The 20,739-nt window shown below is 70.7% G+C and carries 24 protein-coding genes; 14 read left to right on the top strand and 10 right to left on the bottom strand.

Going from position 1 to position 20,739, the window contains the following annotated elements; all coding sequences use genetic code 11:
* Positions 1 to 152: 152 nt before the first annotated feature.
* The 4 genes from QOM21_RS24925 to QOM21_RS24910 all read left to right on the top strand — a co-directional run bounded on the left by QOM21_RS24925 (position 153) and on the right by QOM21_RS24910 (position 3,448).
* Positions 153 to 1,112 (top strand): metal ABC transporter substrate-binding protein, encoded by a 960-nt coding sequence (locus tag QOM21_RS24925; RefSeq protein ID WP_407553253.1) that lies wholly within the window; start codon positions 153 to 155, stop codon positions 1,110 to 1,112.
* A gap of 68 nt (positions 1,113 to 1,180) precedes the next feature.
* Positions 1,181 to 1,948, top strand: coding sequence for a metal ABC transporter ATP-binding protein (locus QOM21_RS24920; protein WP_407555793.1), 768 nt, complete (start codon positions 1,181 to 1,183; stop codon positions 1,946 to 1,948).
* On the top strand, positions 1,948 to 2,841 hold the full coding sequence (locus tag QOM21_RS24915; RefSeq protein WP_407553252.1) for a metal ABC transporter permease: 894 nt from the start codon (positions 1,948 to 1,950) through the stop codon (positions 2,839 to 2,841). The genes QOM21_RS24920 and QOM21_RS24915 overlap by 1 nt, the downstream gene beginning before the upstream one ends.
* 178 nt (positions 2,842 to 3,019) lie before the next feature.
* Entirely contained in the window at positions 3,020 to 3,448 is a 429-nt protein-coding gene (locus QOM21_RS24910) for a Fur family transcriptional regulator (protein WP_407553251.1), read from the top strand.
* Between the two features lie 123 nt (positions 3,449 to 3,571).
* Here QOM21_RS24910 and QOM21_RS24905 read toward each other — a convergent pair whose 3' ends face one another.
* The 6 genes from QOM21_RS24905 to QOM21_RS24880 all read right to left on the bottom strand — a co-directional run bounded on the left by QOM21_RS24905 (position 3,572) and on the right by QOM21_RS24880 (position 7,753).
* Positions 3,572 to 4,387: an isoprenyl transferase gene (locus QOM21_RS24905; RefSeq protein ID WP_407553250.1), complete on the bottom strand. Its 816-nt coding sequence runs from the start codon at positions 4,385 to 4,387 to the stop codon at positions 3,572 to 3,574.
* A 75-nt stretch (positions 4,388 to 4,462) separates the two neighbouring features.
* Positions 4,463 to 5,209, bottom strand: a complete 747-nt coding sequence (gene recO / locus QOM21_RS24900; protein WP_407553249.1) for a DNA repair protein RecO — start codon at positions 5,207 to 5,209, stop codon at positions 4,463 to 4,465.
* Between the two features lie 74 nt (positions 5,210 to 5,283).
* Positions 5,284 to 6,027 (bottom strand): hypothetical protein, encoded by a 744-nt coding sequence (locus QOM21_RS24895; RefSeq protein WP_407553248.1) that lies wholly within the window; start codon positions 6,025 to 6,027, stop codon positions 5,284 to 5,286.
* Entirely contained in the window at positions 6,024 to 6,983 is a 960-nt protein-coding gene (locus QOM21_RS24890) for an ABC transporter ATP-binding protein (protein WP_407553247.1), read from the bottom strand. The genes QOM21_RS24895 and QOM21_RS24890 overlap by 4 nt, the downstream gene beginning before the upstream one ends.
* 7 nt (positions 6,984 to 6,990) lie before the next feature.
* A complete protein-coding gene (locus QOM21_RS24885) occupies positions 6,991 to 7,245 on the bottom strand; it encodes a hypothetical protein (protein WP_407553246.1) in 255 nt (84 codons plus the stop codon).
* Between the two features lie 70 nt (positions 7,246 to 7,315).
* Entirely contained in the window at positions 7,316 to 7,753 is a 438-nt protein-coding gene (locus tag QOM21_RS24880; RefSeq protein WP_407553245.1) for a hypothetical protein, read from the bottom strand.
* 407 nt (positions 7,754 to 8,160) lie between these two features.
* Between QOM21_RS24880 and QOM21_RS24875 the strand changes: the two genes are divergently transcribed.
* Entirely contained in the window at positions 8,161 to 8,805 is a 645-nt protein-coding gene (locus QOM21_RS24875; RefSeq protein WP_407553244.1) for a DNA-binding response regulator, read from the top strand.
* Positions 8,806 to 8,807: 2 nt separating this feature from the next.
* On the opposite strand, the gene QOM21_RS24870 is transcribed toward QOM21_RS24875, so the two are convergent.
* Entirely contained in the window at positions 8,808 to 9,026 is a 219-nt protein-coding gene (locus QOM21_RS24870) for a hypothetical protein (protein WP_407553243.1), read from the bottom strand.
* A 5-nt stretch (positions 9,027 to 9,031) separates the two neighbouring features.
* The gene (locus QOM21_RS24865; RefSeq protein ID WP_393892353.1) at positions 9,032 to 9,226 is read right to left on the bottom strand and encodes a hypothetical protein; all 195 of its coding nucleotides are present in this window, start codon (positions 9,224 to 9,226) and stop codon (positions 9,032 to 9,034) included.
* A gap of 118 nt (positions 9,227 to 9,344) precedes the next feature.
* Here QOM21_RS24865 and QOM21_RS24860 point away from each other — a divergent pair, with 118 nt between their 5' ends.
* The 8 genes from QOM21_RS24860 to QOM21_RS24825 all read left to right on the top strand — a co-directional run bounded on the left by QOM21_RS24860 (position 9,345) and on the right by QOM21_RS24825 (position 16,074).
* Positions 9,345 to 10,178: a Scr1 family TA system antitoxin-like transcriptional regulator gene (locus QOM21_RS24860; protein ID WP_407553242.1), complete on the top strand. Its 834-nt coding sequence runs from the start codon at positions 9,345 to 9,347 to the stop codon at positions 10,176 to 10,178.
* A complete protein-coding gene (locus QOM21_RS24855; RefSeq protein ID WP_407553241.1) occupies positions 10,160 to 10,450 on the top strand; it encodes a DUF397 domain-containing protein in 291 nt (96 codons plus the stop codon). The genes QOM21_RS24860 and QOM21_RS24855 overlap by 19 nt, the downstream gene beginning before the upstream one ends.
* Positions 10,451 to 10,674: 224 nt before the next feature.
* Positions 10,675 to 12,147 (top strand): ATP-binding protein, encoded by a 1,473-nt coding sequence (locus QOM21_RS24850; protein WP_407553240.1) that lies wholly within the window; start codon positions 10,675 to 10,677, stop codon positions 12,145 to 12,147.
* Positions 12,144 to 12,572, top strand: coding sequence for a roadblock/LC7 domain-containing protein (locus tag QOM21_RS24845; RefSeq protein ID WP_407553239.1), 429 nt, complete (start codon positions 12,144 to 12,146; stop codon positions 12,570 to 12,572). Before QOM21_RS24850 ends, QOM21_RS24845 begins: the two co-directional genes overlap by 4 nt.
* Positions 12,569 to 12,928 carry a DUF742 domain-containing protein gene (locus tag QOM21_RS24840; RefSeq protein WP_393891895.1) on the top strand — a complete coding sequence of 120 codons (360 nt, stop codon included), beginning with the start codon at positions 12,569 to 12,571 and terminating at the stop codon, positions 12,926 to 12,928. The genes QOM21_RS24845 and QOM21_RS24840 overlap by 4 nt, the downstream gene beginning before the upstream one ends.
* Positions 12,903 to 13,511, top strand: coding sequence for an ATP/GTP-binding protein (locus tag QOM21_RS24835; RefSeq protein WP_393891894.1), 609 nt, complete (start codon positions 12,903 to 12,905; stop codon positions 13,509 to 13,511). Before QOM21_RS24840 ends, QOM21_RS24835 begins: the two co-directional genes overlap by 26 nt.
* Positions 13,508 to 14,923, top strand: coding sequence for a cytochrome P450 (locus QOM21_RS24830; RefSeq protein ID WP_407553238.1), 1,416 nt, complete (start codon positions 13,508 to 13,510; stop codon positions 14,921 to 14,923). Before QOM21_RS24835 ends, QOM21_RS24830 begins: the two co-directional genes overlap by 4 nt.
* Entirely contained in the window at positions 14,848 to 16,074 is a 1,227-nt protein-coding gene (locus QOM21_RS24825) for a cytochrome P450 (protein WP_407553237.1), read from the top strand. The genes QOM21_RS24830 and QOM21_RS24825 overlap by 76 nt, the downstream gene beginning before the upstream one ends.
* Positions 16,075 to 16,176: 102 nt before the next feature.
* Here QOM21_RS24825 and QOM21_RS24820 read toward each other — a convergent pair whose 3' ends face one another.
* Complete coding sequence (locus QOM21_RS24820) at positions 16,177 to 16,884, bottom strand: TerB family tellurite resistance protein (RefSeq protein ID WP_407555791.1); 708 nt, start codon at positions 16,882 to 16,884, stop codon at positions 16,177 to 16,179.
* Between the two features lie 633 nt (positions 16,885 to 17,517).
* A complete protein-coding gene (leuA, locus tag QOM21_RS24815; RefSeq protein ID WP_407553236.1) occupies positions 17,518 to 19,296 on the bottom strand; it encodes a 2-isopropylmalate synthase in 1,779 nt (592 codons plus the stop codon).
* Between the two features lie 326 nt (positions 19,297 to 19,622).
* Here leuA and QOM21_RS24810 point away from each other — a divergent pair, with 326 nt between their 5' ends.
* Entirely contained in the window at positions 19,623 to 20,699 is a 1,077-nt protein-coding gene (locus tag QOM21_RS24810) for a M4 family metallopeptidase (RefSeq protein WP_407553235.1), read from the top strand.
* The last annotated feature ends 40 nt before the right edge of the window (positions 20,700 to 20,739 follow it).

Below are 20,739 nucleotides of genomic sequence, written 5' to 3'. Positions count from 1 at the left end.
ATGAGCGAATAGCTCAGGGTACCGGCGGCCGTACCCCTTGGATCAAATCGGTTCCGGGCTCATCGTCGGCGGGCGTCCCTCCAGTGTGCGCCCCGGCGTGCGCCCGACCGCTTTGTTGACAACCGTTTCCAACTTTGTTGAAAATGACTGTCATGAACGTACGCCGTTGCATATCCACCGCAGCCATGGCCGGCACCTCGGTGCTCGGGCTGCTGGCCCTCTCCGCCTGCTCCCCCTCCGACGCCGGTGGCAGCAACGGCAAGCTGCAGGTGACGGCGTCCTTCTATCCCATGCAGTACCTCGCCGAGGAGATCGGCGGGAAGCGCGTCGAGGTCTCCAACCTCACCGAGCCCGGCGTGGAGCCGCACGACCTGGAGCTCAGCCCGAAGCAGACCGCGCAGCTCGGCGAATCCGACGCGGTCGTCTACCTCAAGGGCCTGCAGCCCGCCGTGGACGACGCCATCCAGCAGTCCGGCGTCAAGAACGTCGCCGACGCGGCCTCCCTGACCGGCCTGGAAAAGCACGGCACCGAGGTCGACGGGCACGACCACGCCACCGGCGACCACCACTCGCACTCCGAGTCCGAGGGCGGCAGCGACCCGCACATCTGGCTCGACCCCGTGAAGTACGCGGAGGTCGCGAAGGGTGTGAACAAGACCCTCGCCAAGGCCGACCCGGACCACAGGGCCGAGTACCAGAAGAACACCGATGCCCTGGTCAAGAAGCTGGACGGGCTGAACACGGAGTTCGAGGACGGCCTGAAGAACCGGCCCTCCCGGACCTTCATCACCACCCACGCGGCCTTCGGCTACCTCGCCGAGCGCTACGGCCTGACCGAGGAGGCGATCAGCGGCCTCGACCCCGAGTCCGAGCCGAGCGCCAACCGCATCAAGGAACTCCACACCCTCGCCGGGAAGCACCATGTCTCCACGGTGTTCTTCGAGACGATCGCCAATCCGGCGACCGCCAAGTCGCTGGCCGGTGACCTGGGCCTGAAGACCGACGTCCTGGACCCGCTGGAAGGGATCACGGACAAGTCCCGCGGCAAGGACTACATCGGCGTGATGCAGGCCAATCTCGCCGCCCTCCAGAAGGCACTCGGCACCAAGTGACAGAGCGAGCGCAGCGCGTGACGGAGCGCACCGCGCGGCAGACGACCCACCACGTGACGGAGGTCACCATGGAACAGCCGGTCATCGACCTGCGGGGAGCCGCCGCGGCGCTGGGCGGGCGTCCCGTGCTGCGCGGCATCGATCTCACCGTCCGCACCGGCGAGGTCGTCGCGCTGCTCGGCGCGAACGGTTCGGGCAAGTCCACGGCGGTGCGCTCGGTGATAGGGCAGGTGCCGCTCACCGGCGGCGAACTGTCGCTGTTCGGTACGCCGTTCCGGCGCTTCCGGCAGTGGGCCCGCATCGGCTACGTCCCGCAGCGCACCACCGCCTCCAGCGGCGTGCCGGCCACCGTCCGCGAGGTCGTGGTGGCCGGGCGGCTGGCCCGTACGAAGCTCGGGATGCTGCGCAAGAGCGACCGGGCGGCGGTGCACCGTGCTCTGGAGCTGGTGGGCATGGCCGACCGCGCCAAGGACTCCGTCAACGCGCTCTCCGGCGGCCAGCACCAGCGGGTGCTGATCGCCCGCGCGCTGGCCGGCGACCCGGAACTGCTGATCATGGACGAGCCGATGGCCGGGGTGGACCTGGCCAGCCAGGAGGTGCTGGCCGGCGCCCTGCGCGAGCAGGTCGCGGCCGGCGTCACCGTGCTGCTGGTGCTGCATGAGCTGGGTCCGCTGGAGCCGCTGATCGACCGCGCGGTGGTTCTGCGGGACGGCTGCGTCGTGCACGACGGTCCGCCGCCCGCGGCCGTCGGCCAGCACGCGCTGCCCGGCCATGACCATGTCCACCCGCATGCCGACGTGGCCGCGGAACCGATCCGGACGGGGCTGCTGACCTGATGGAAATCCTCAATTACGCCTTCATGCAGCGGGCGCTGATCGCCGCGCTGATCGTCGGCATCACCGCTCCGGCGATCGGCATCTACCTCGTCCAGCGCCGGCAGGCCCTGATGGGCGACGGCATCGGCCATGTCGCCCTCACCGGCGTCGGCCTCGGTTTTCTGCTGAACACCAGCCCGGTCTGGGTCGCCACCGCCGTCGCGGTGCTCGGCTCGGTGGTGATGGAGCTGATCCGCTGGTACGGCAAGACCCGCGGTGATCTCGCGCTGGCGATGCTGTTCTACGGCGGTATGGCGGGCGGTGTGATGCTGATGAACCTCTCCGACGCCGGCTCCAACGCCAATCTCGGCACGTATCTGTTCGGCTCGATCACCACCGTCTCGCCGCAGGACATGACGACGATCTACGTGCTGGCGGCCCTGGTGCTGGTGATCACCGTGGGGCTGCGCAGGCAGCTGTTCGCGGTGTGCCAGGACGAGGAGTTCGCCCGGGTGACGGGTCTGCCGGTGCGGCTGCTGAATCTGCTGGTCGCCGTCACCGCCGCGGTGACGGTCACGGTCGCCATGCGTGTCGTGGGTCTGCTGCTGGTCAGCGCGCTGATGGTGATCCCGGTCGCGGCCGCCCAGCAGCTCAGCCGCAGCTTCGCGATGACCTTCGCGGTGGCCATCGGGATCGGCGTCGCGGTCACCGTCACCGGCACCGCGACCTCGTACTACGTGGACGTGCCGTCCGGCGCGACGATCGTGCTCTTCGCCATCGGCCTCTTCGTGCTCTTCACGGGGCTGGCTGCGCCCCTTGCGAAAAAACGTGCCAGGGCCTCGGCGGCGGCGGCCGAGAGGTGCACTCTGGAGGTACCCGGGAAGGGCACGCCGGCGGACGACGTCAACGTGTGACCGCCGCGGGACCGGCCGCGGCACGCAGACGATCGGCGCGACACGCAGACGGAGGGAGGCGTAAGCGTCCCACCAGGGGTCCGGTCATCACCTGGCACAATGGCCGGACTCGTCCGCGCCCCACGGCGCGGGAGGGCCCCGCCAGCGGGGGAATACCTGACGTCCTAGGGAGGCAACGGTGGCGACGAGCGCGGGATCTCCGGTACGCGGCCGGTCGACGCGGCAGCGGACCGCTGTCTCGGCCGCACTCGACGAGGTGGATGAGTTCCGCAGCGCGCAGGAGCTCCACGACATGCTCAAGCACCGGGGCGACTCGGTCGGGCTGACCACCGTCTACCGGACGCTGCAGTCCCTCGCCGACGCCGGCGAGGTCGATGTGCTGCGGACCAGCGACGGCGAGGCCGTCTACCGCAGGTGCAGCACCGACGATCACCACCATCACCTGGTGTGCCGGGCCTGCGGCAAGGCCGTTGAGGTGGAGGGTCCGGCGGTCGAGAAGTGGGCCGACCAGATCGCCGCCGAGCACGGCTTCCGTGATGTCGGGCACACCATCGAGATCTTCGGCACCTGCGGCGACTGCGCCGCGCAGCAGGCGCAGGAGCGGTAGACAGGCGCGGGAGCGCCGGACACCGCGGAGCACGCGGCAGCAGCGACAACGCCGCACGGGCCGCCTCCCTCGGAGGCGGCCCGTGCGGCGTTCGGCTCTCGTCCCGGTGGTTCCCGGTCCCGGTTACTTCGCCGACGTGTCCTCCTCCGGGGCCGCCCCGAATCGGCGGTCGCGCCGGGCGTATGCGTGGCAGGCGTCCCACAGGTTCCGCCGGTCGAAGTCCGGCCACAGGATGTCCTGGAAGACCATCTCGGCGTACGCGCTCTGCCAGATCAGGTAGTTCGAGGTGCGCTGCTCTCCGGAGGGCCGGACGAAGAGGTCCACGTCGGGCATGTCCGGGTAGTACATGTACTTCGCGACGGTCTTCTCGTTGACCTTCGACGGGTCGAGCTTGCCTGCCCGCACATCCGCCGCGATGGCCGCCGCCGCGTCCGCGATCTCCGCGCGGCCGCCGTAGTTGACGCAGAAGTACAGCGTCATGGCGTCGTTGTCCTTGGTCTGTTCCTGCGCGACCTGGAGTTCCTGCACGACGGACTTCCACAGCTTGGGCATCCGCCCGACCCAGCGGATCCGGATCCCCAGCGCGTCCATCTCGTCACGGCGGCGCCGGATGACATCGCGGTTGAAGTTCATCAGGAAGCGCACCTCGTCCGGTGAGCGCTTCCAGTTCTCGGTGGAGAACGCGTACAGCGAGAGGTTCTTCACGCCCATCTCGATGCAGCCCTTGAGGACGTCCATGACGACGCCCTCGCCGACCTTGTGGCCCTCGGTACGCGGCAGCCCGCGCTCCTTCGCCCACCGGCCGTTGCCGTCCATGACGACGGCCACGTGGTTCGGAATGAGCTCGCCGGGGATCTTCGGCGGCCGCGCACCGGAAGGGTGCGGTTCGGGCGTCTCGTACTCGCGTCGATTACGGCCCAGAATCCCGCGTCGTGCCATGCGGCCCACGTCTCCCATGTCTCGTATGCCTCGTTGAGGGCTGTCTCGGTTCGGCTGTTTCGCTACGTGGCGGCGCTACTTCTCCACGTACCGGAGGGAGCGCAGGCCCCGCTCCAGATGCCAGTGCAGATACGCCGCGACGAGGCCGCTGCCCTCCCGGACATGCCGCGCCTCGCAGGCGTCCGCCGTCTCCCAGTCGCCGGTGAGCAGCGCGCCCAGGAGCCCGATGGCCTCAGAGGAGGGTACGACGCTCCCCGGTACCCGGCAGTCGCCGCATATGACGCCGCCGGCCGCCACCGAGAAGAACCGGTTGGGGCCGGGCAGCCCACACTTCGCACAGGTGTCGAAACTGGGCGCGTAGCCGTTGACGGCGAGGGAGCGCAGCAGGAAGGCGTCCAGCACCAGATGCGGTTCGTGCTCGCCGCGGGCGAGTGTGCGCAGACCGCCGACCAGCAGCAGGTACTGCTGTACGGCGGGCTCGCCCTCGTGGTCGGTGAACCGCTCGGCGGTCTCCAGCATCGCGGTGCCGGCCGTGTAGCGGGCGTAGTCCGTCACGATGCCGCCGCCGTACGCGGCGATCGTCTCACTCTGCGTGCACAGGGGCAGGCCGCGGCCGATCAGCTCGCCGCCGCGCGCGAAGAACTGCACATCGACGTGCGAGAACGGCTCCAGGCGCGCCCCGAACTTCGATTTCGTCCGCCGCACCCCGCGGGCCACGGCACGGACCCGCCCGTGGCCACGGGTGAGCAGCGTGATGATCCGGTCCGCCTCACCCAGCTTCTGGGTGCGCAGCACGATGCCGTCGTCGCGGAACAGACTCATGGGAGTCATTGTCCCGCATCGGCGACCGGCCCCGACCGGCCGTCCCCGCCCCGGCCGGGGTCAGCCCGCGTCGCTCACCTCTCGCGGCGGCCCTGGACGGCGACGGCCGCGGCGAGGGCCGCACCGGCGAGGGCCGCGGCGTACAGGCCCGCCGCGTAGGGCCCCGCCGGGAAGTGCGCGGTGCCCGGCTGCCCCAGGAAGTCGGCCAGCGCCGTGAACGGCAGCCAGGCGGCCGCCTCGGCCTTCAGCAGCCAGCTGATCAGCGCACCGGCCAGGGACTCGGCGGCGAGGATCCACACCAGCAGGACGGTGACGGTCAGGCCGCCGCTCCTGAGCAGCACACCGGCGGCCACGCCGAAGAGCGCGCAGACCGCGTAGGCGGCCGGTACGGCGGCGAGCTGACGCAGCTCGAGAGCGGTGTCCGGGACGAGGTCGGCGCCCGCGCCCTGGGTGAGTGCCGCGACGGCCAGTCCGCCCAGGGCGAGTACGGCCCCCGCCACGCACGCCAGGGCGGCCAGGACCGCCGCCTTCGCGCACAGCAGCCGCCGCCAGGACGGCACGGCGAGGTAGGAGGCCCAGATCGTGCCGGTGGCGAACTCCTGGGTCGCCGCGCGGGCGGCGAGGACGGTGATCAGGATCTGGCCGAAGGCGGGCCCGGTCATCGCCTCGGCAATTCCCGGCCGCGCGCCCTCGTCGGCCATCAGCCTGCCCAGCGCGCTGAAGACCAGCGAGACGGCCACGGTGGCCCCCAGGAACCACCAGGTGGACGCGAGCGAGCGGAGTTTGGCCGTTTCGGCCCGCGCGAGCGCCAGGCTCATCGGACTGCTCCTTCGGACGTCACAGGTGGCTGCGGAAGGGGCGTGCCGGCGCCCCGGAATTCGACGGATTCCCCGGTCAGCCGCAGGAAGGCGTCCTCCAGAGTCGCCCGGCGCGGCGTGAGTTCGTAGAGCACCAGGCCCTCGTGCGCGGCGGCCCGTCCGATGTCCTCGCAGCCCATCCCGTGGACGAGGAAGGAGCCGGCGTCCGTGCCCGCCGCGTCGGTGACCGTGCCGCCGGACCGGGCGACGAGGGCGCGCAGCCGTTCCGGTTCCGGTGTCCGCACCAGGCTCCGGTCCACCGCACCGCCCGCGGTCAGCTCGGCCACGGAGCGCTGGGCCAGCAGCCGGCCTTGCCCGATCATCACCAACTCATCGGCCGTCAGCGCCATTTCGGCGAGCAGGTGGCTGGAGACGAGGACCGTACGGCCTTCGGCCGCCAGTGCGCGGATCGTCGTCCGCATCCACGCGATGCCCTCGGGATCCAGTCCGTTGACGGGCTCGTCGAGGATCAGCAGGCGCGGGTCGCCGAGCAGGGCGGCGGCCAGTCCGAGGCGCTGGGCCATGCCGAGCGAGTAGGTTCCGGCGCGCCGTCCGGCCACCGAGGCCAGGCCCACGGCCGCGAGCACCTCGTCGACCCGGGAGAGGGGAATGCGGTGGGTGTGCGCGAGCCAGGTGAGGTGAGCGCGGGCCGACCGCTTGGGGTGCGCCCAGCCGGCCTCCAGCAAGGCGCCGGCGACGCGCAGGGGTTCGGGGTGCGCGTGATACGGCCTGCCGTCGATCAGCGCCCGCCCGGAGTCGGGCCGGGTCAGGCCCAGGAGCATGCGCAGGGTGGTGGTCTTGCCCGATCCGTTCGGGCCGAGGAATCCCGTGACGGCACCCGCGCGCACGGTGAACGACAGGTCGTCCACGACGCGCTTGCCGCCGTACGACTTCGTGAGGCCCACGACTTCGATCATCGCGTGGTCACCCGTGGTTCAGCCAGAACAGGCCGCCCAGGACCAGCAGCAGCCCGAAGCCGACGACGGCGCCGATGCCGGGCGCGCGGCGCCGGGCCGCGCACCAGCCGAGCATGCCCAGCGCCGGCAGCCAGCCCGCGCCGTAGACGAGCCAGGCGGCAGGCCCCTGGCCCGCCTTGAACAGCACCCACGCAACCATCACGAAGAGCACCGGCGAGGCCCATATGTTCCGCTCGATGACGACTGCCCGCTGTTGCGACATTGACTTCCCATCACGATGCGGCCTCCTCCTCACGGGAGAAGGAGGCCGCGGGTGGCGAACGCGAAATATCCTAGAAGTGGTTGACGAGGTAGCTGATGACCTCATCGAGAATGTATGCGGGCGCGGCCTTGATCGCCCACTTCAGCGGGTTGAAGTTGGAGAGCCCGTTCACCCAGGACTTGAAGGAGTTGCGGCCCTTCTTCGCCGCCGCGATGGCCTTCTTGCCGTACTTGCTCTTGGCTATCTTCTCCGCGAGCTTCTTCGCCGCCGAGCTGATGCCGCGCGCCTGCACGCCCGCCCTGACGTCGACCGCCGCGGCCGCCGAGGCGGGTGCGGACTGCGAGGTGGGAGCGGTGTGCGAGACGGCGGCCGGGGCGCGGTCGACGGTCCGTACGGCAGCGGTCGCCGCATGCGGTGCGGCGGTGGCGGCCGACGCGGCGGGGGCGCCGACGCCGATCAGCGCACCGGTGATGAGGGTGGCGGCGAGCAGACGCTGACCTCTGGTCATAGGGTTCCTCCGTGGATGAATAGGCGCCGCGGCATCGGGTAGTTCGCGGCAGACACGGCCCACACGTGTCCACGGACAGCGGTCTCGTCTCGTTAGCGGCGGGACGAGGCCGCGCCGGGCGTCGACGGCGGGCCGAAAACGATCTTGGCAGCGCGGGGCAGAGCCCACCATCCGCCAACAGACCCCCTCCCAATGGAGGATGACGCCCCGAATCCCGGGGCTCCACCACCGCATCGGGGGCCGCTCGCCTCTCCGCAATCTCCGCCCGTGAACGCCCTCACACCCTTTGCTCTCGATGTCCGCATTGCATAATCTTTACCCGCCCTGCCCCACGGACCGGCTGACCACCGGGCCGCCGGCCGGGCCTTCGACCACTGATTTCACTTGGCACAACGGGGGATCGACCCATGACCAGAGTCATGTTCGCGATGGACGACTCACCTGAGAGATCCCGGCTTTACGGCCGGTTCACCGAGGCGCAGGGAGTCACCGTCGTCGCCATGTGCGGCATACGCGAAGCGCTCGGCCAACTGGAGGCCCATCGCCCCGAAGTGGTCCTCGCCGGAGCCCCCGGCACGCTTCGCTCCCCCGGCTGGACGGAGTCCGGGCGGCGCCTCGCGGACCGGGTGCCGCTCGGCGTCTTCACCGACGACCCGGTCACCGAGACCACCGCCCAGGCTCGCAGCGCGGGCGCCTCCGGATTCCTGGACTTCGCGATGAGCGGCGGCGAACTCGGCCTTGCCGCCCGGCTGCTGGCTTCCGGACACGTCGTGGTGGCCCCGCGCGCCCGGAAGGCCGCCGACGTACCCGAGGTGACCCGCGCGACGACGACCGTGCCGGCTCACCCTCACCCGAGCGACCGGCCGGACACCTCGCCCCGGCTCTCACCCCGCGAACGGGAGGTGCTGCGGCTCATGACGGCCGGGCTCACGAACGTACGCATCGCCGAGACGCTGCACCTGAGTCCGACCACCGTCAAGACCCACGTCAGCACCATCCTCCGCAAGCTGGGCGTCACCAATCGCGTCCAGGCCGTCATGCGGCAGCACTGACCTCAGACCGCCTCCCCTCTGCTGCGGGCGTTCAGGTACGCGGTGGCCGCGCTCAGCCGTTCCGTCACCGTCGCCGGGCGGGCGGCGCCCGCGGTGCAGCCCCACTTCCCGCCGCCCCCGATCGGCAGCAGCCGGAGGCGGTCGCCGTCGGCCGCCACGACCTTGCCGACCCGCGCGCTGCGGGTGTCCACGACGAACGAGCGGAGCGGGGGGCGGTTCACCGCGCTCACCGCTCCCCCAGGGCGGCGGTCAGCCGCTGCGCGACCGCGATCGTGCACCGCCCCAATTCCACGAGCGGCAGCATGTACTCATTCGCGCACGAGACGGGGTCGGGGCGCAGCGAAGGCAGCACGATGCCTTCGCGTTCCAGGGCTTCACGCAATTCCTTGGTTGCACTTTCCACTGCCTTGATCCGCTGCATCACCGGTCACACTTTCCGTGAGAATTCCTACCGTTCGCATTCAGAGCGTGACGGCACGGAACCAGGCTGCGCAACGAGGTCAGCACCACAACTGTGGGGCAGGAAAAGGCGGTCAGCCATGGCCAATGGTCAACGACAGGCGGCGTGGGAGTTTTTCGGCTCGGAACTCAAGCGGCGACGGGAGGACGCGGGCTTCACCCAGGAAGCCTTAGGCCGCCGGGTATTCGTATCCGGCGGCCATATCGGCCAGTTCGAGCAGGCGATTCGTAAGCCGCAGATAGACGTGGCCAAGCGGATCGATGAGGTACTGCAAACCGATGGTTTTTTCGAGCGGATGTGTCGCGAGCTGATCAACGACAAGCGGTACGCGGACTACTTTGCTGCGGTCGCCGAACTGGAGGGCATGGCAACCAAGATCTGTGATTACGCGCCCACAGTTATGCCAGGGCTCTTGCAGACAGCTGACTACGCCCGCGCTGTCACACGTGCAACCAACCCGTTCGCCAGCTTCGAGTACGTCGAGGAGAAGGTCACCGCCCGAATGGACCGCGCGCACCTCCTGAGAGGCGCCAAAAGGCCGGCGTTCTGGGTGATCCTGCACGAGCCGGTGTTACGCATCCCTGTCGGCGGGCCATTGGGCATGGCCGAACAGCTGGAGCAGGTCGTGTCCCTCACTCAAGAATGCACAGTGCTCGTGCAGGTTCTGCCGGACTCAGCTGGAGCCCACGCCGCCATGGCCGGAATGATGCGACTCATGGAGTTCGATGACGCACCTCCGACCGTCTATACAGAGTCGGTGTTTTCCGGCAACTTGCTTGACGATCCGGCGCTGGTGAAGCGGGCACAGGACGCCTACGATCTGCTCAGGGCCGCCGCGCTGTCGCCGGAGGCGTCCCTGGCCCTGATCGAGTCGGCGGCGGAGGACTACAGGCGATGCGCAAGTACGACCTGAGCACTGCCCGGTGGCGCAAGAGCGGCTACAGCAACGGCGACGGCGGCGAATGCATCGAGGTTGCCTACGACTTCCCGGGAGCAGCCCGCTGGCGCAAGAGCAGCTACAGCGACGACAACGGCGGCAGCTGCATCGAGGTCGTCGACGACCTCCCCGGTGTTGTCCCCGTGCGGGACAGCAAGGTTCCGCACGGGCCCGTGCTGGTCGTGCCGGCCCCCGGCTGGACCGCCTTTGTCGATGCCGTCAAAGGCGGATCGCTGCGGGCGTCCTGACTTCGCCTCACTGGATCATCGGCCCTGCCATCCCCCTGGTTGGCAGGGCCGCATCACGTTATCGTCCGGTCATCGGGGGCGGAAGGTGACCTTCCGTACTTCTCCGTCGCCCCGGCCAACTGGCCCTCACGGGACGTCAACTCCCCGGTAGCATCCGGTGATGATCGGCAACACGACGCCGTGACGGCCGGCCGACCCAGTCAGTACCCCACACGAGGATCTCGATGACATCCATACCGGAGGCGCTGTTGTGGTGCCTCAGCGCAGGTACGGCCGCCGCCGTGGTCCTGGCGGCGTTCTCGGTCCGCGCATGGAAGCAGCGCGTCGACCTGAGAGCGCGCCTGACCTCCGCTGAGGAACAGCACAGCGCCACGCTCCACAGCAACACGGAGTTGTCGGCCCGGCTTCGGGCCACCGAGGCCGAGATCCGGCATCTGGCCGGGGCTCGTATCCCCGACCTCACGATGGCCCTCGCCCACCCCCACGTGCCCGTACGCGGCATGCTGGACTCCCGATTCGCCGGCTCGGAGACCGACCACGCGCTGAGCGCGGTGCTGGACCAGATCAGCGAGGCGGTCACCTCGGAGCGGCAGCGCGTCGACGCCGCCGCCCAGTCCACCCTGCGGGGTGCGACCACCACCATCCAGGCGCTGCTCTACCAGCTTCAGACGGCGCTCCAGGACATGCAGCACCGCTACGACGACCCCAACGTCGCCCAGGACCTGCTGACCGTGGACTTCCTCAACGAGCAGGCGCTGCGCCGCGTCCAGGCCACCGGCGTGGTGTGCGGCGCCTGGCCCGGACTGACCCGCGAGGACTCCTACCTCGCCGAGCTGGTCGTCGGCGCCACCTCCCGGCTGCGCGGCTACGAGCGTGTGCAGGTCAGCAACCAGCTGCGCGACCCGGTCGCCGTCGTCGCCCGCGCCGTCGAGCCGATCGCGATCACCGTCACCGAGCTGCTGGCCAACGCGCTGCACCACTCGCACCAGGAACTGCCCGTCATCGTCACCCTCCAGCAGGGCAACCGCGGCGCCTCCGTCATCATCGACGACTACGGAGTCGGCATGCACGACGACGAGATCAAGCGCGCGACGGAGCTGCTGTCCGGCGAGGACAACGTGCTGCTGACCCAGCTCGGCGACCCGCCGCGGTCCGGTTTCGCGGCCGCCGGCCAGCTGGTGCGCCAGTACGGCTACGGCGTGCACGTCGAGTCGTCCCCGTACGGCGGTGTGCGCGCGGTCGTCTACATCCCGGGGGACCCCCTCCTCACCGTCCTCGACGAGAGCGCCCAACCCATGTCTGTCATGGCTCCGCTGCCGCGCCGTGCCGGCGTGCCGGACCGTTCCTCCAGCATGCTCCCGACCGGTGCCGCGCCCACCCCTTCGGCGCCCGCCCCCACCGCGGACGCGGCCCGTGGTGCGGCTCCTGCCCGGCACCGGGCCCAGGCCGCCGAGCCCGCGCCCGCCGAGGCACCGCCCGTCGAGCCCGCGCCCGCCGAGGGCGAACTGCCGCGCCGGCGACGCCGCCAGCCGGCGTCGGAACTCGACCACGGTGCCCCGCGTACCGAACCGAACCCGCCGCGCTCCCCGGAAGAGACCGCCTCCCGCTGGGCCGCACTCCAGCAAGGCACCGAATCCGGCCGGGCCGCAGCGCAGCCTGACCCCCCTCGCAGTCCTGAAGGGAACGCACACTCATGAACAGCCCCACCCGCCGCCGTGTCACCGAGGACAAGACCTGGGTGCTGGCACCCCTCTTGGAGCTGCCGCATGTTATCCACGCAGCCGTCATCTCCGGCGACGGCTTCATCGAGGGCTGCTCGCCCGGTCTGCAGCGCGACTCCGCCGAGGGTGTCGCCGCGATGATGTCCGCCCTCCAGGGCGCGGGCCGTGCCGTCACCGCGGCGTTCGCGGGCCGGGACGCCGCCAAGCTGCGCCAGACCGTCATCGAGTCCGACGAGGGCTTCGTCTTCGCCATCCCGGCAGGCGAGAACACCTGCCTGGCCGTCTTCTGCGCACCGGAGGTGAACATGGGCGTCGTCGCGCACCACATGCAGATCCAGGTGACCACGCTGGGCAAGAAGGTCATGAACAGCCCGGCTCGGGATATAGGCAGCCCGGCATGACCCCGCGCCAGAGCAACAGGCGCCTCGTACCGGCCTATCTGGCGACCGGCGGACGCGCCCGCCCCAGCCGCAACACGTTGGACCGGCTCTCCCTGCTGCACAGCTCGGGGATGCCGGTCACCAGTGATGTACGACCGGAAGAGCACCGGATCCTGGAGCTGCTCCAGCCCGGCGCGCTGTCTCTGGCCGAGGTCGCAGCCCATCTTCACCTGCCCGTCAGCGTGGTGAAGGTGCTGGTGGCCGACCTTGTCGATGCCGGCCGTCTGCACGCCCGTGTCCCCATTCCCGAAGCCGAGCAATTCGACCGGCAGATCCTGGAGAGGGTTCTCGATGGACTCCGCTCTCTCAAGTCCTGACACCGGCAACATGTACCTCTCCGGTGCCGACCAGACGCTCGTCAAGCTCCTGGTCGCCGGGCCGTTCGGAGTCGGCAAGACCACGCTCATCCGTGCGCTCTCCGAAACTCCGCCGCTGCACACCGAAGAAGTCATGACGCAGACCGGCGCGGTCGTCGACGACCTCGCCGGCGTCCGGGACAAGACCACCACCACCGTCGCCATCGACTTCGGGCGGCTCACCCTCCCCGGGGACCTGGTGCTCTACCTGTTCGGCACCCCCGGGCAGAAGCGCTTCCGTCCCCTGTGGGAGGACATCGCCCGCGGCGCGCTGGGCGCCCTCGTCCTCGCCGACACCCGCCGGCTGGCGGACTCCTTCGAGGTGATGGACATCGTCGAGGAAGCCGGTCTGCGCTACGCCGTCGCCGTCAACACCTTCCCCGACGCGCCGCAGTACGACGTCGAAAAGCTCCGCGACGCCCTCGACCTGCACCCCGAGACGCCGCTCGTGCTGTGCGACGCCCGCGACCGGGAGCAGTCCGTCGACGCGCTGATCGCGCTCGTCGGCCATGTCCTGGCCCACACGCCCGAGGAGAACCCGTGACCTCCCCGCACCAGCCGGGCGCCACCCCGCCCCCCGGCTGCCCGGCCCAGGCCGTGCCCCAGCCGCCTCCGGGCTGCCCGGCGGGCGCCGTGCCGCCCGCCGCGGCCGGCCATTCCCCGGCCCAGCCCGACGCCTCCGCGCCGGTGAAGCTGTACGGCCCGGACTTCGCGGCCGACCCGCACCGCTTCTACCGGCACCTGCGGCAGTTCGGCGCGCTGGCGCCCGTCGAGATCGCCCCCGACGTGACCGCGTTGCTGGTCACCGACTACCGGGCCGCGCTGGACCTGCTGCACGACGACACCACCTGGTCCAAGGACTCCCGCGCCTGGATGCAGACCGTCCCGGCCGATTCGCCGATCATGCCGATGCTGGGCTGGCGCCCCAACGTCTTCTTCAGCGACGGTGCGGCGCACGAGCGCTACCGCGAGGTCATCACCGACGGCTTCCGTCTCGTCGAGCCGCACGAGCTGCGCGCCCGCGTCCACCACGCCGCGGACACCCTGATCCGGCGCTTCGGCGCGGAGGGCCGGGCCGATCTGATCGCCGACTACGCCCGGCTCATCCCGCTGCTGATGTTCAACAACCTCTTCGGGATGCCCGACTCCTACAGCGACCAGCTCATCGCGGCCCTCTCCGGGATGCTGGAGGGCAACTCCCCCGAGGAGGCCGCGGCCGCCAATGCCGCGTACGAGCGCTACATCATGGAGCTCGTCGGCTCCAAGAAGGCCCAGCGCGGCAAGGACCTCACCTCGTGGTTCATGGACCACCCCAACGGGCTGTCCGACGAGGAACTGATCCACAACATCATCCTGACGATGGGCGCGGGCAACGAGCCGCTCGCCAACCTCATCGGCAACGCGCTCGCCCGGATGCTCTCCGACGACCGCTACTACAACACCCTCTCCGGCGGCGCGCTGACCCCGCGCGACGCCATCAACGAGGTGCTGTGGAACGACCCGCCGCTGGGGAACTACTCGGCCCACTTCCCCGTCCGCGACGTCTTCTTCCACGGCACGTGGGTGCGCGCGGGGCAGCTGGTGATGGTGTCCTACGCGGCCGCCAACAGCCAGTTCGGCGTGGCGCCCCTGGAGCGGACCCGCTCGGGCAGCGGCTCGCACCTGTCCTGGTCCGCGGGCCCGCACGGATGCCCCGTCCAGCGCGACGCGCTGCTGATCGCCACCACGGCGATCGAGCGGCTCACCGCCTGGCTCTCCGACATCGAACTCGCCGTGGACCGCGACGAGTTGGTGTGGCGCAACGGCGCCTTCCACCGAGCACTCGCGGCGCTGCCCGCCCGCTTCACCCCCATCACTCCCGACCAGGCAGGAGCTACGCCATGGGACAGCAGCCCGTCGTCATCGACCCCGTCGGAGCGGACATCCACGGAGAGGCAGCCCGCCTCCGCGCGCTAGGTCCCGCGGCGCTCGTCGAGCTGCCCGGCGGCATCGCGGCCTGGTCCGTCACCAGCCACGGCCTGCTCAAGCAGCTGCTGACCGACCCCCGCGTCTCCAAGAACCCCCGGGACCACTGGCCCGAGTGGCAGCGCGAGGACGTCCGGGGCAGCTGGCTGCAGTCCTGGATCGGCGTGACGAACATGTTCACCGCATACGGCGCCGACCACCGCCGGCTGCGCAAGCTGATCGCCCCGGCGTTCACGGCGCGGCGCACCGACGCGATGCTCCCGTGCGTCGAGCGGGTCACGTCCGGCCTGCTCGACGACCTCGCGGCGGTGCCCGCGGGGGGCGTCGTCGACCTGCGCGAGACGTTCTCCCACCCGCTGCCGATGCAGGTCATCTGCGAGCTATTCGGCATTCCCGAGGGTGAGCAGCGCGCCGAACTGGCCCACCTGGTCCAGGCGATCATGGACACCACGGCCACGCCCGAGCAGGCCGCCGCCACCGGGGCGGCCGTGCACACGCTGCTCAGCGGGCTGGTAGCCACCAAGCGCGAGGAGCCCGCCGAGGACCTCACCAGCCTGCTGGTGTCGGCGCGGGACGACGACGGTCAGCGGATGACCGAGCAGGAGCTGCTGGACACCCTCCTGCTCGTGATCGGCGCCGGGCACGAGACCACCGTGGACCTGCTCGGCAACGCCGTGCACGCGCTGCTGACGCACCCCGACCAGCTCAAGATGGTCCTCTCCTGCGAGGCGTCCTGGAACGACGTCATCGAGGAGACCCTGCGCTGGGCGCCCAGCATCGCCGCGCTCCCGCTCCGCTTCGCCGTCGAGGACATCGACATCCCGGACGGCCCCACCATCCGCAAGGGCGAGGCGATCCTGCCGGCCTACGCGGCCGCCGGCCGGGACCCGGAGCAGCACGGCGAGAGCGCCTCCCACTTCGACATCCAGCGGCAGGCCACCGAGCACCTCGCCTTCGGTCACGGCGTGCACCACTGCCTGGGCGCCCCGCTGGCCCGGATGGAGGCCCGGATCGCGCTGCCGGCGCTGTTCGCCCGCTTCCCCGACCTCGAACTCGCCGTTCCCGCCGAGGAGCTGGAGCCCACCGGCGGTTTCATCTCCGGTGGGCTGCGCAGCCTCCCGATCCGGCTGACCCCGGCCTGACCGGGCCCCGGCCGCTCCACGCCGCGACCCCGCCACCGGCTCGGTGGCGGGGTCGTGGGGGTTTCGGGGGCCGCGCGGGTCCGCGGCGGGCACGGCGGGCGGTCAGGACGGCGTGCGCGCCGCCGCCAGCAACCGGTTCGTGTCGGCCGGGCGGAGCATCAGGGCGGTGCCGACCGTGGTGAGGACCTCGCGTTCCGCGGGGGTGTAGGAACCGTCGGCCAGAGCGATATGTGCGGCCTGGAGGAGGACCGACTCCCGCCCGGCCGGGGCGAGGTGCGGGGCCAGCGGCTCCAGGGACTCGTGGAGCTCTATGGCCAGCGCGGTGCCGCAGGGGTCGAGGCCGTTGGGGGCACAGTCGCCGCCGGTCACCGCGTCGTAGGTGCCGGTGAGCCTGCCGGTGTCGGCGGCGAGCGCGGCGAGGAGGGTGAGCAGCTGGTCCTCGGAGCAGTCGGCGAAGCCCGCCGCGCGGACCGTGGCGACGGCGGTGTCGCGTACGGCGCCGGAGGACGTGCCGCCGGCGGCCAGCACGGCCAGCGTGACGGTGTGGACGGCGTCCCGGAGCATCGCGGAGAAGCGGACGGTGGTGGGGTGGTCCAGCGCGTCCAGGCCGAAGTGGCCCTGACAGGCGGAGCATTCCAGGACCGGGCCCGCGTCACCCCGCGAGAGCAGGGGCACGCCGAGGAGGGTGAGGCGGCGGCGTCCCGTCTGCCGGAGGTAGTTGCGGTCCCCGCCGCACTCCGGGCAGAAGAACTCGCCGTCGGCGACGGTCCGCCAGGACGTGCGCACGCCCATCACACACATCTTGTGCATCACGTCAGCCTCCCTAACGCCTCGGCCCCATCGCCGCATTGGACGTGATGTTAGCCACACAGGTGATGTGACGTCAGTACCTCGTACCGGACAACTGGCCGGATGGTGAAGGGATCCCACCCTTCGGAGTGAGGCCCACGGGCCCGTTGACGCCCCTGCGGGAGACGACTCCCGGCGGGGGCGTCCGGCCCCGGCAGGGCGGCGGCAGCGGCTTCTCCGGGGCCGGCGCGGGCGCCCTCGGCGACCTGACGTGCGACGGCCGCGCACCGCGCCGGGCCGCGGCCGCCCGCCGCCCCTGGCCGGGTCACCTGCGGGGTTCCTGATGCGGCCGGTACCCGCGCGGCGGGCGCGGGCCGGGTGGCCGCGGAAGCCGAGAAGCCCGGCGCGGGCGTCAACCTGCCGCCTCGGCCGCCCACTGCAAGCCTGTTGCAGCGCCCGGGCGTGGCTCGGGCCGGGCCGTGGACGCCGGGGCCGGGGGACGGGCGGGCAGCGCGGAGGAGAGCGCCGTCTTGGCCGGAAGAAGACCGGAACGCACGGTGCCGCCGCGCACAGCACGGCGCCCCCGCCGCTCGGTGGGAGCGGCGGGGGCGCCGGGAGAGCCGGACCGGCGGCGAGCCGGTCAGCGGATCGCGATCAGCGGCCCGCGCGGTTGACCGCGGAGACGATCGCCTTGATCGAGGCGCGGACGATGTTGGCGTCGACGCCGACGCCCCACAGCACCTTGTCACCGATCGCGCACTCGATGTACGCGGCGGCCTGGGCGCCGGCGCCCTCGCTCAGGGTGTGCTCGCTGTAGTCCAGCAGGCGCACGTCCACGTCGATGGCGTGCAGCGCGTCGAAGAAGGCGGCCAGGGGGCCGTTGCCGCTGCCGGTCAGCACCGTGTCGACGCCGTCCACCACGGCTTCGACGGTCAGCGCGTCGGTGCCCTCGGTCGTCGTCGAGGTCTGCGCGGAGCGCAGCGCGATCCTGCCCCAGGCGTTCTCGGGGGTGGGCAGGTACTCGTCCTGGAAGGTGGACCAGATGGCGCCCGGCGTGACCTCGCCGCCCTCGGAGTCGGTCTTCTCCTGGATGATCCGGGAGAACTCGATCTGCATCCGTCGCGGCAGGTCCAGCTTGTGGTCGTTCTTCAGGACGTAGGCGATACCGCCCTTGCCGGACTGGGAGTTGACGCGGATCACGGCCTCGTAGGAGCGGCCGACGTCCTTGGGGTCGATGGGCAGGTACGGAACCGCCCACTCGATGTCGTCAACGGTCTTCCCGGCGGCGGCCGCCTCGGCCTCCATCGCGTCGAAGCCCTTCTTGATGGCGTCCTGGTGGGAGCCGGAGAAGGCGGTGTAGACCAAATCGCCCGCGTAGGGGTGGCGCGGGTGGATCTCCATCTGGTTGCAGTACTCGCTGGTGCGACGGATCTCGTCGATCTGCGAGAAGTCGATCATCGGGTCGACGCCCTGGGAGAAGAGGTTCATCCCCAGCGTCACCAGGTCGACGTTGCCGGTGCGCTCGCCCTGCCCGAACAGGCAGCCCTCGACGCGGTCCGCGCCCGCCATGACGGCCAGCTCGGCGGCGGCGACGGCGGTGCCGCGGTCGTTGTGCGGGTGGGTGGACAGGCAGACGAACTCGCGCCGGGAGAGGTTGCGCGACATCCACTCGAAGCGGTCGGCGTGGGTGCTGGGCGTGGAGCGCTCGACGGTGGCCGGCAGGTTCAGGATGATCTCGCGGCCCTCTTCGGGCTGCCAGACGTCCATGACCGCCTCGCAGACCTCCAGGGCGAAGTCCAGCTCGGTGTCGGTGAAGATCTCGGGGCTGTACTGGTAGCCGAAGATCGTCTCGTCGCCCAGGATCTTGTCGGCGTACTCGACGACCAGCCGGGTGCCGTCCACCGCGATCTGCTTGACCTCTTCCTTCGAGCCGCGGAAGACGACCCGGCGGAAGGTGGGGGCGGTGGCGTTGTACAGGTGGACCGTGGCCCGGTGGGCGCCGCGCAGCGACTCGACGGTCCGCTCGATCAGCTCTTCGCGGGCCTGCGTCAGGACGGAGATCGTCACGTCCTCGGGGATCGCGCCCTCTTCGATGATGGAGCGTACGAACTGGAAGTCGGTCTCACCGGAGGAGGGGAACCCGACCTCGATCTCCTTGTAGCCCATCTTCACCAGGAGGTCGAACATCTCGCGCTTGCGGGCCGGCGACATCGGGTCGATCAGCGCCTGGTTGCCGTCGCGCAGGTCGGTCGACAGCCAGCGGGGGGCCTTGGTGATGCGGTGGTCCGGCCAGGTGCGGTCGGGGATGTCCACGGCCTCGTAGCTGCCGTACTTGCGGATCGGCATTCCCGAGGGCTTCTGGGCCTGCGTTCCGTTGGTGACCGGGGTGGGGCGACCGACGGCATTCGCTGCCTGGCTCGACGGGTTCGTCATGATGCGTAGGGCTCCTCGTGTGTCCGCATGGGGGTCCACCCTGCTCTTCAAGAGCGGGAAGAGGCCGACGGGGCGAAAATCGCAACACCGAACTCCGCGGGGAGGGGGTCGGCCTACGACTACAGGCCCTCGCCGCGGCAGCTAAGGAGAAGCAGCCCGAAACGCATGATGCACAGCAGCGTAACCGAGGAACGCGGCGAATGGCTGGCCCGTATCAGTATGCGGGACCGGATGGACGTAACGGTCGAAGTGCGAGCAACCACACGTTTTCAGGAATCTCGGCGGCAGGCAGTGACAGGAGCGTCACGCAATGCGACCGTTTTCCCATGGCTCTCACCCCTTCGCCGGTCACGCCGGCCCACCCGGTCTTCTGCACCATCGTCCCGCCGCACGTCCTCGACAAGCTGGCGCAGTCCGATGACCCCGCGCGACACGAGCCCGCCCGCCGCACCCTGGAGCACGACGCCGTCCAGCGCACCCGGCGCCGCGAGAACGCCGCCCGCACCTTCGCGCCGGCGCGGGCCGCGGCCGGGGCCGACAAGCCCAAGCGCACCATCTACGACGCCGAGCACCAGGAGAACCTGCCCGGCACCAAGGTCCACTCCGAGTCCGACGGCCCCTCGCGCGACGCCTCCGTCAACCGCGCCCACGCCGGTCTCGGCGCCACCTTCGAGCTGTATCTGAAGGCGTACGGCCGGAAGTCGATCGACGGCGCCGGCCTGCCGCTGGACGCGACGGTCCACTACGGCGAGAAGTACGACAACGCCTTCTGGGACGGCGAGCGGATGGTCTTCGGCGACGGGGACAACGACCTGTTCCTGGACTTCACCATCCCGGTCGACGTCATCGGCCACGAGCTCACCCACGGCGTCACCCAGTACACCGCCAACCTCGCCTACAAGGACCAGTCCGGGGCGCTGAACGAATCGATCTCGGACGTCTTCGGCGCCCTGATCAAGCAGCACGCCCTCGGCCAGACCACCGACCAGGCCGACTGGCTGATCGGCGCGGGGCTGCTCGGACCGAACGTCACCGGTACGGCCCTGCGGTCCATGAAGGCACCCGGCACGGCGTACGACGACGACGTGCTGGGCAAGGACCCGCAGCCCGCGACGATGAAGGACTTCGTCGACACGTCCGACGACAACGGCGGGGTGCACATCAACTCCGGCATCCCCAACCACGCCTTCTACCTGGCCGCCACCGCGCTCGGCGGAAAGGCGTGGGAGCGGGCAGGGCAGGTCTGGTACGACGTGCTGACCGGCGGCGATCTGGCCACCGACGCCCGGTTCGCCGACTTCGCCGCCCTCACCATCGCCGCCGCCCGGGCCCGCTTCGGCGCGGGCGACGAGCACGAGGCGCTGGTCAAGGCGTGGTCGCAGGTCGGGGTGACGGCGAAGTAGCGCGGCAGGGCTGTTCCCCGCGCCCCACGGGGTAGGAAGC

The organism is Streptomyces sp. Pv4-95 (assembly GCF_045782725.1).
Lineage (GTDB): Bacteria > Actinomycetota > Actinomycetes > Streptomycetales > Streptomycetaceae > Streptomyces.
The sequence above is the reverse complement of the archived record's forward strand: the minus strand, read 5'-3'. Positions and strand labels throughout refer to the sequence as shown.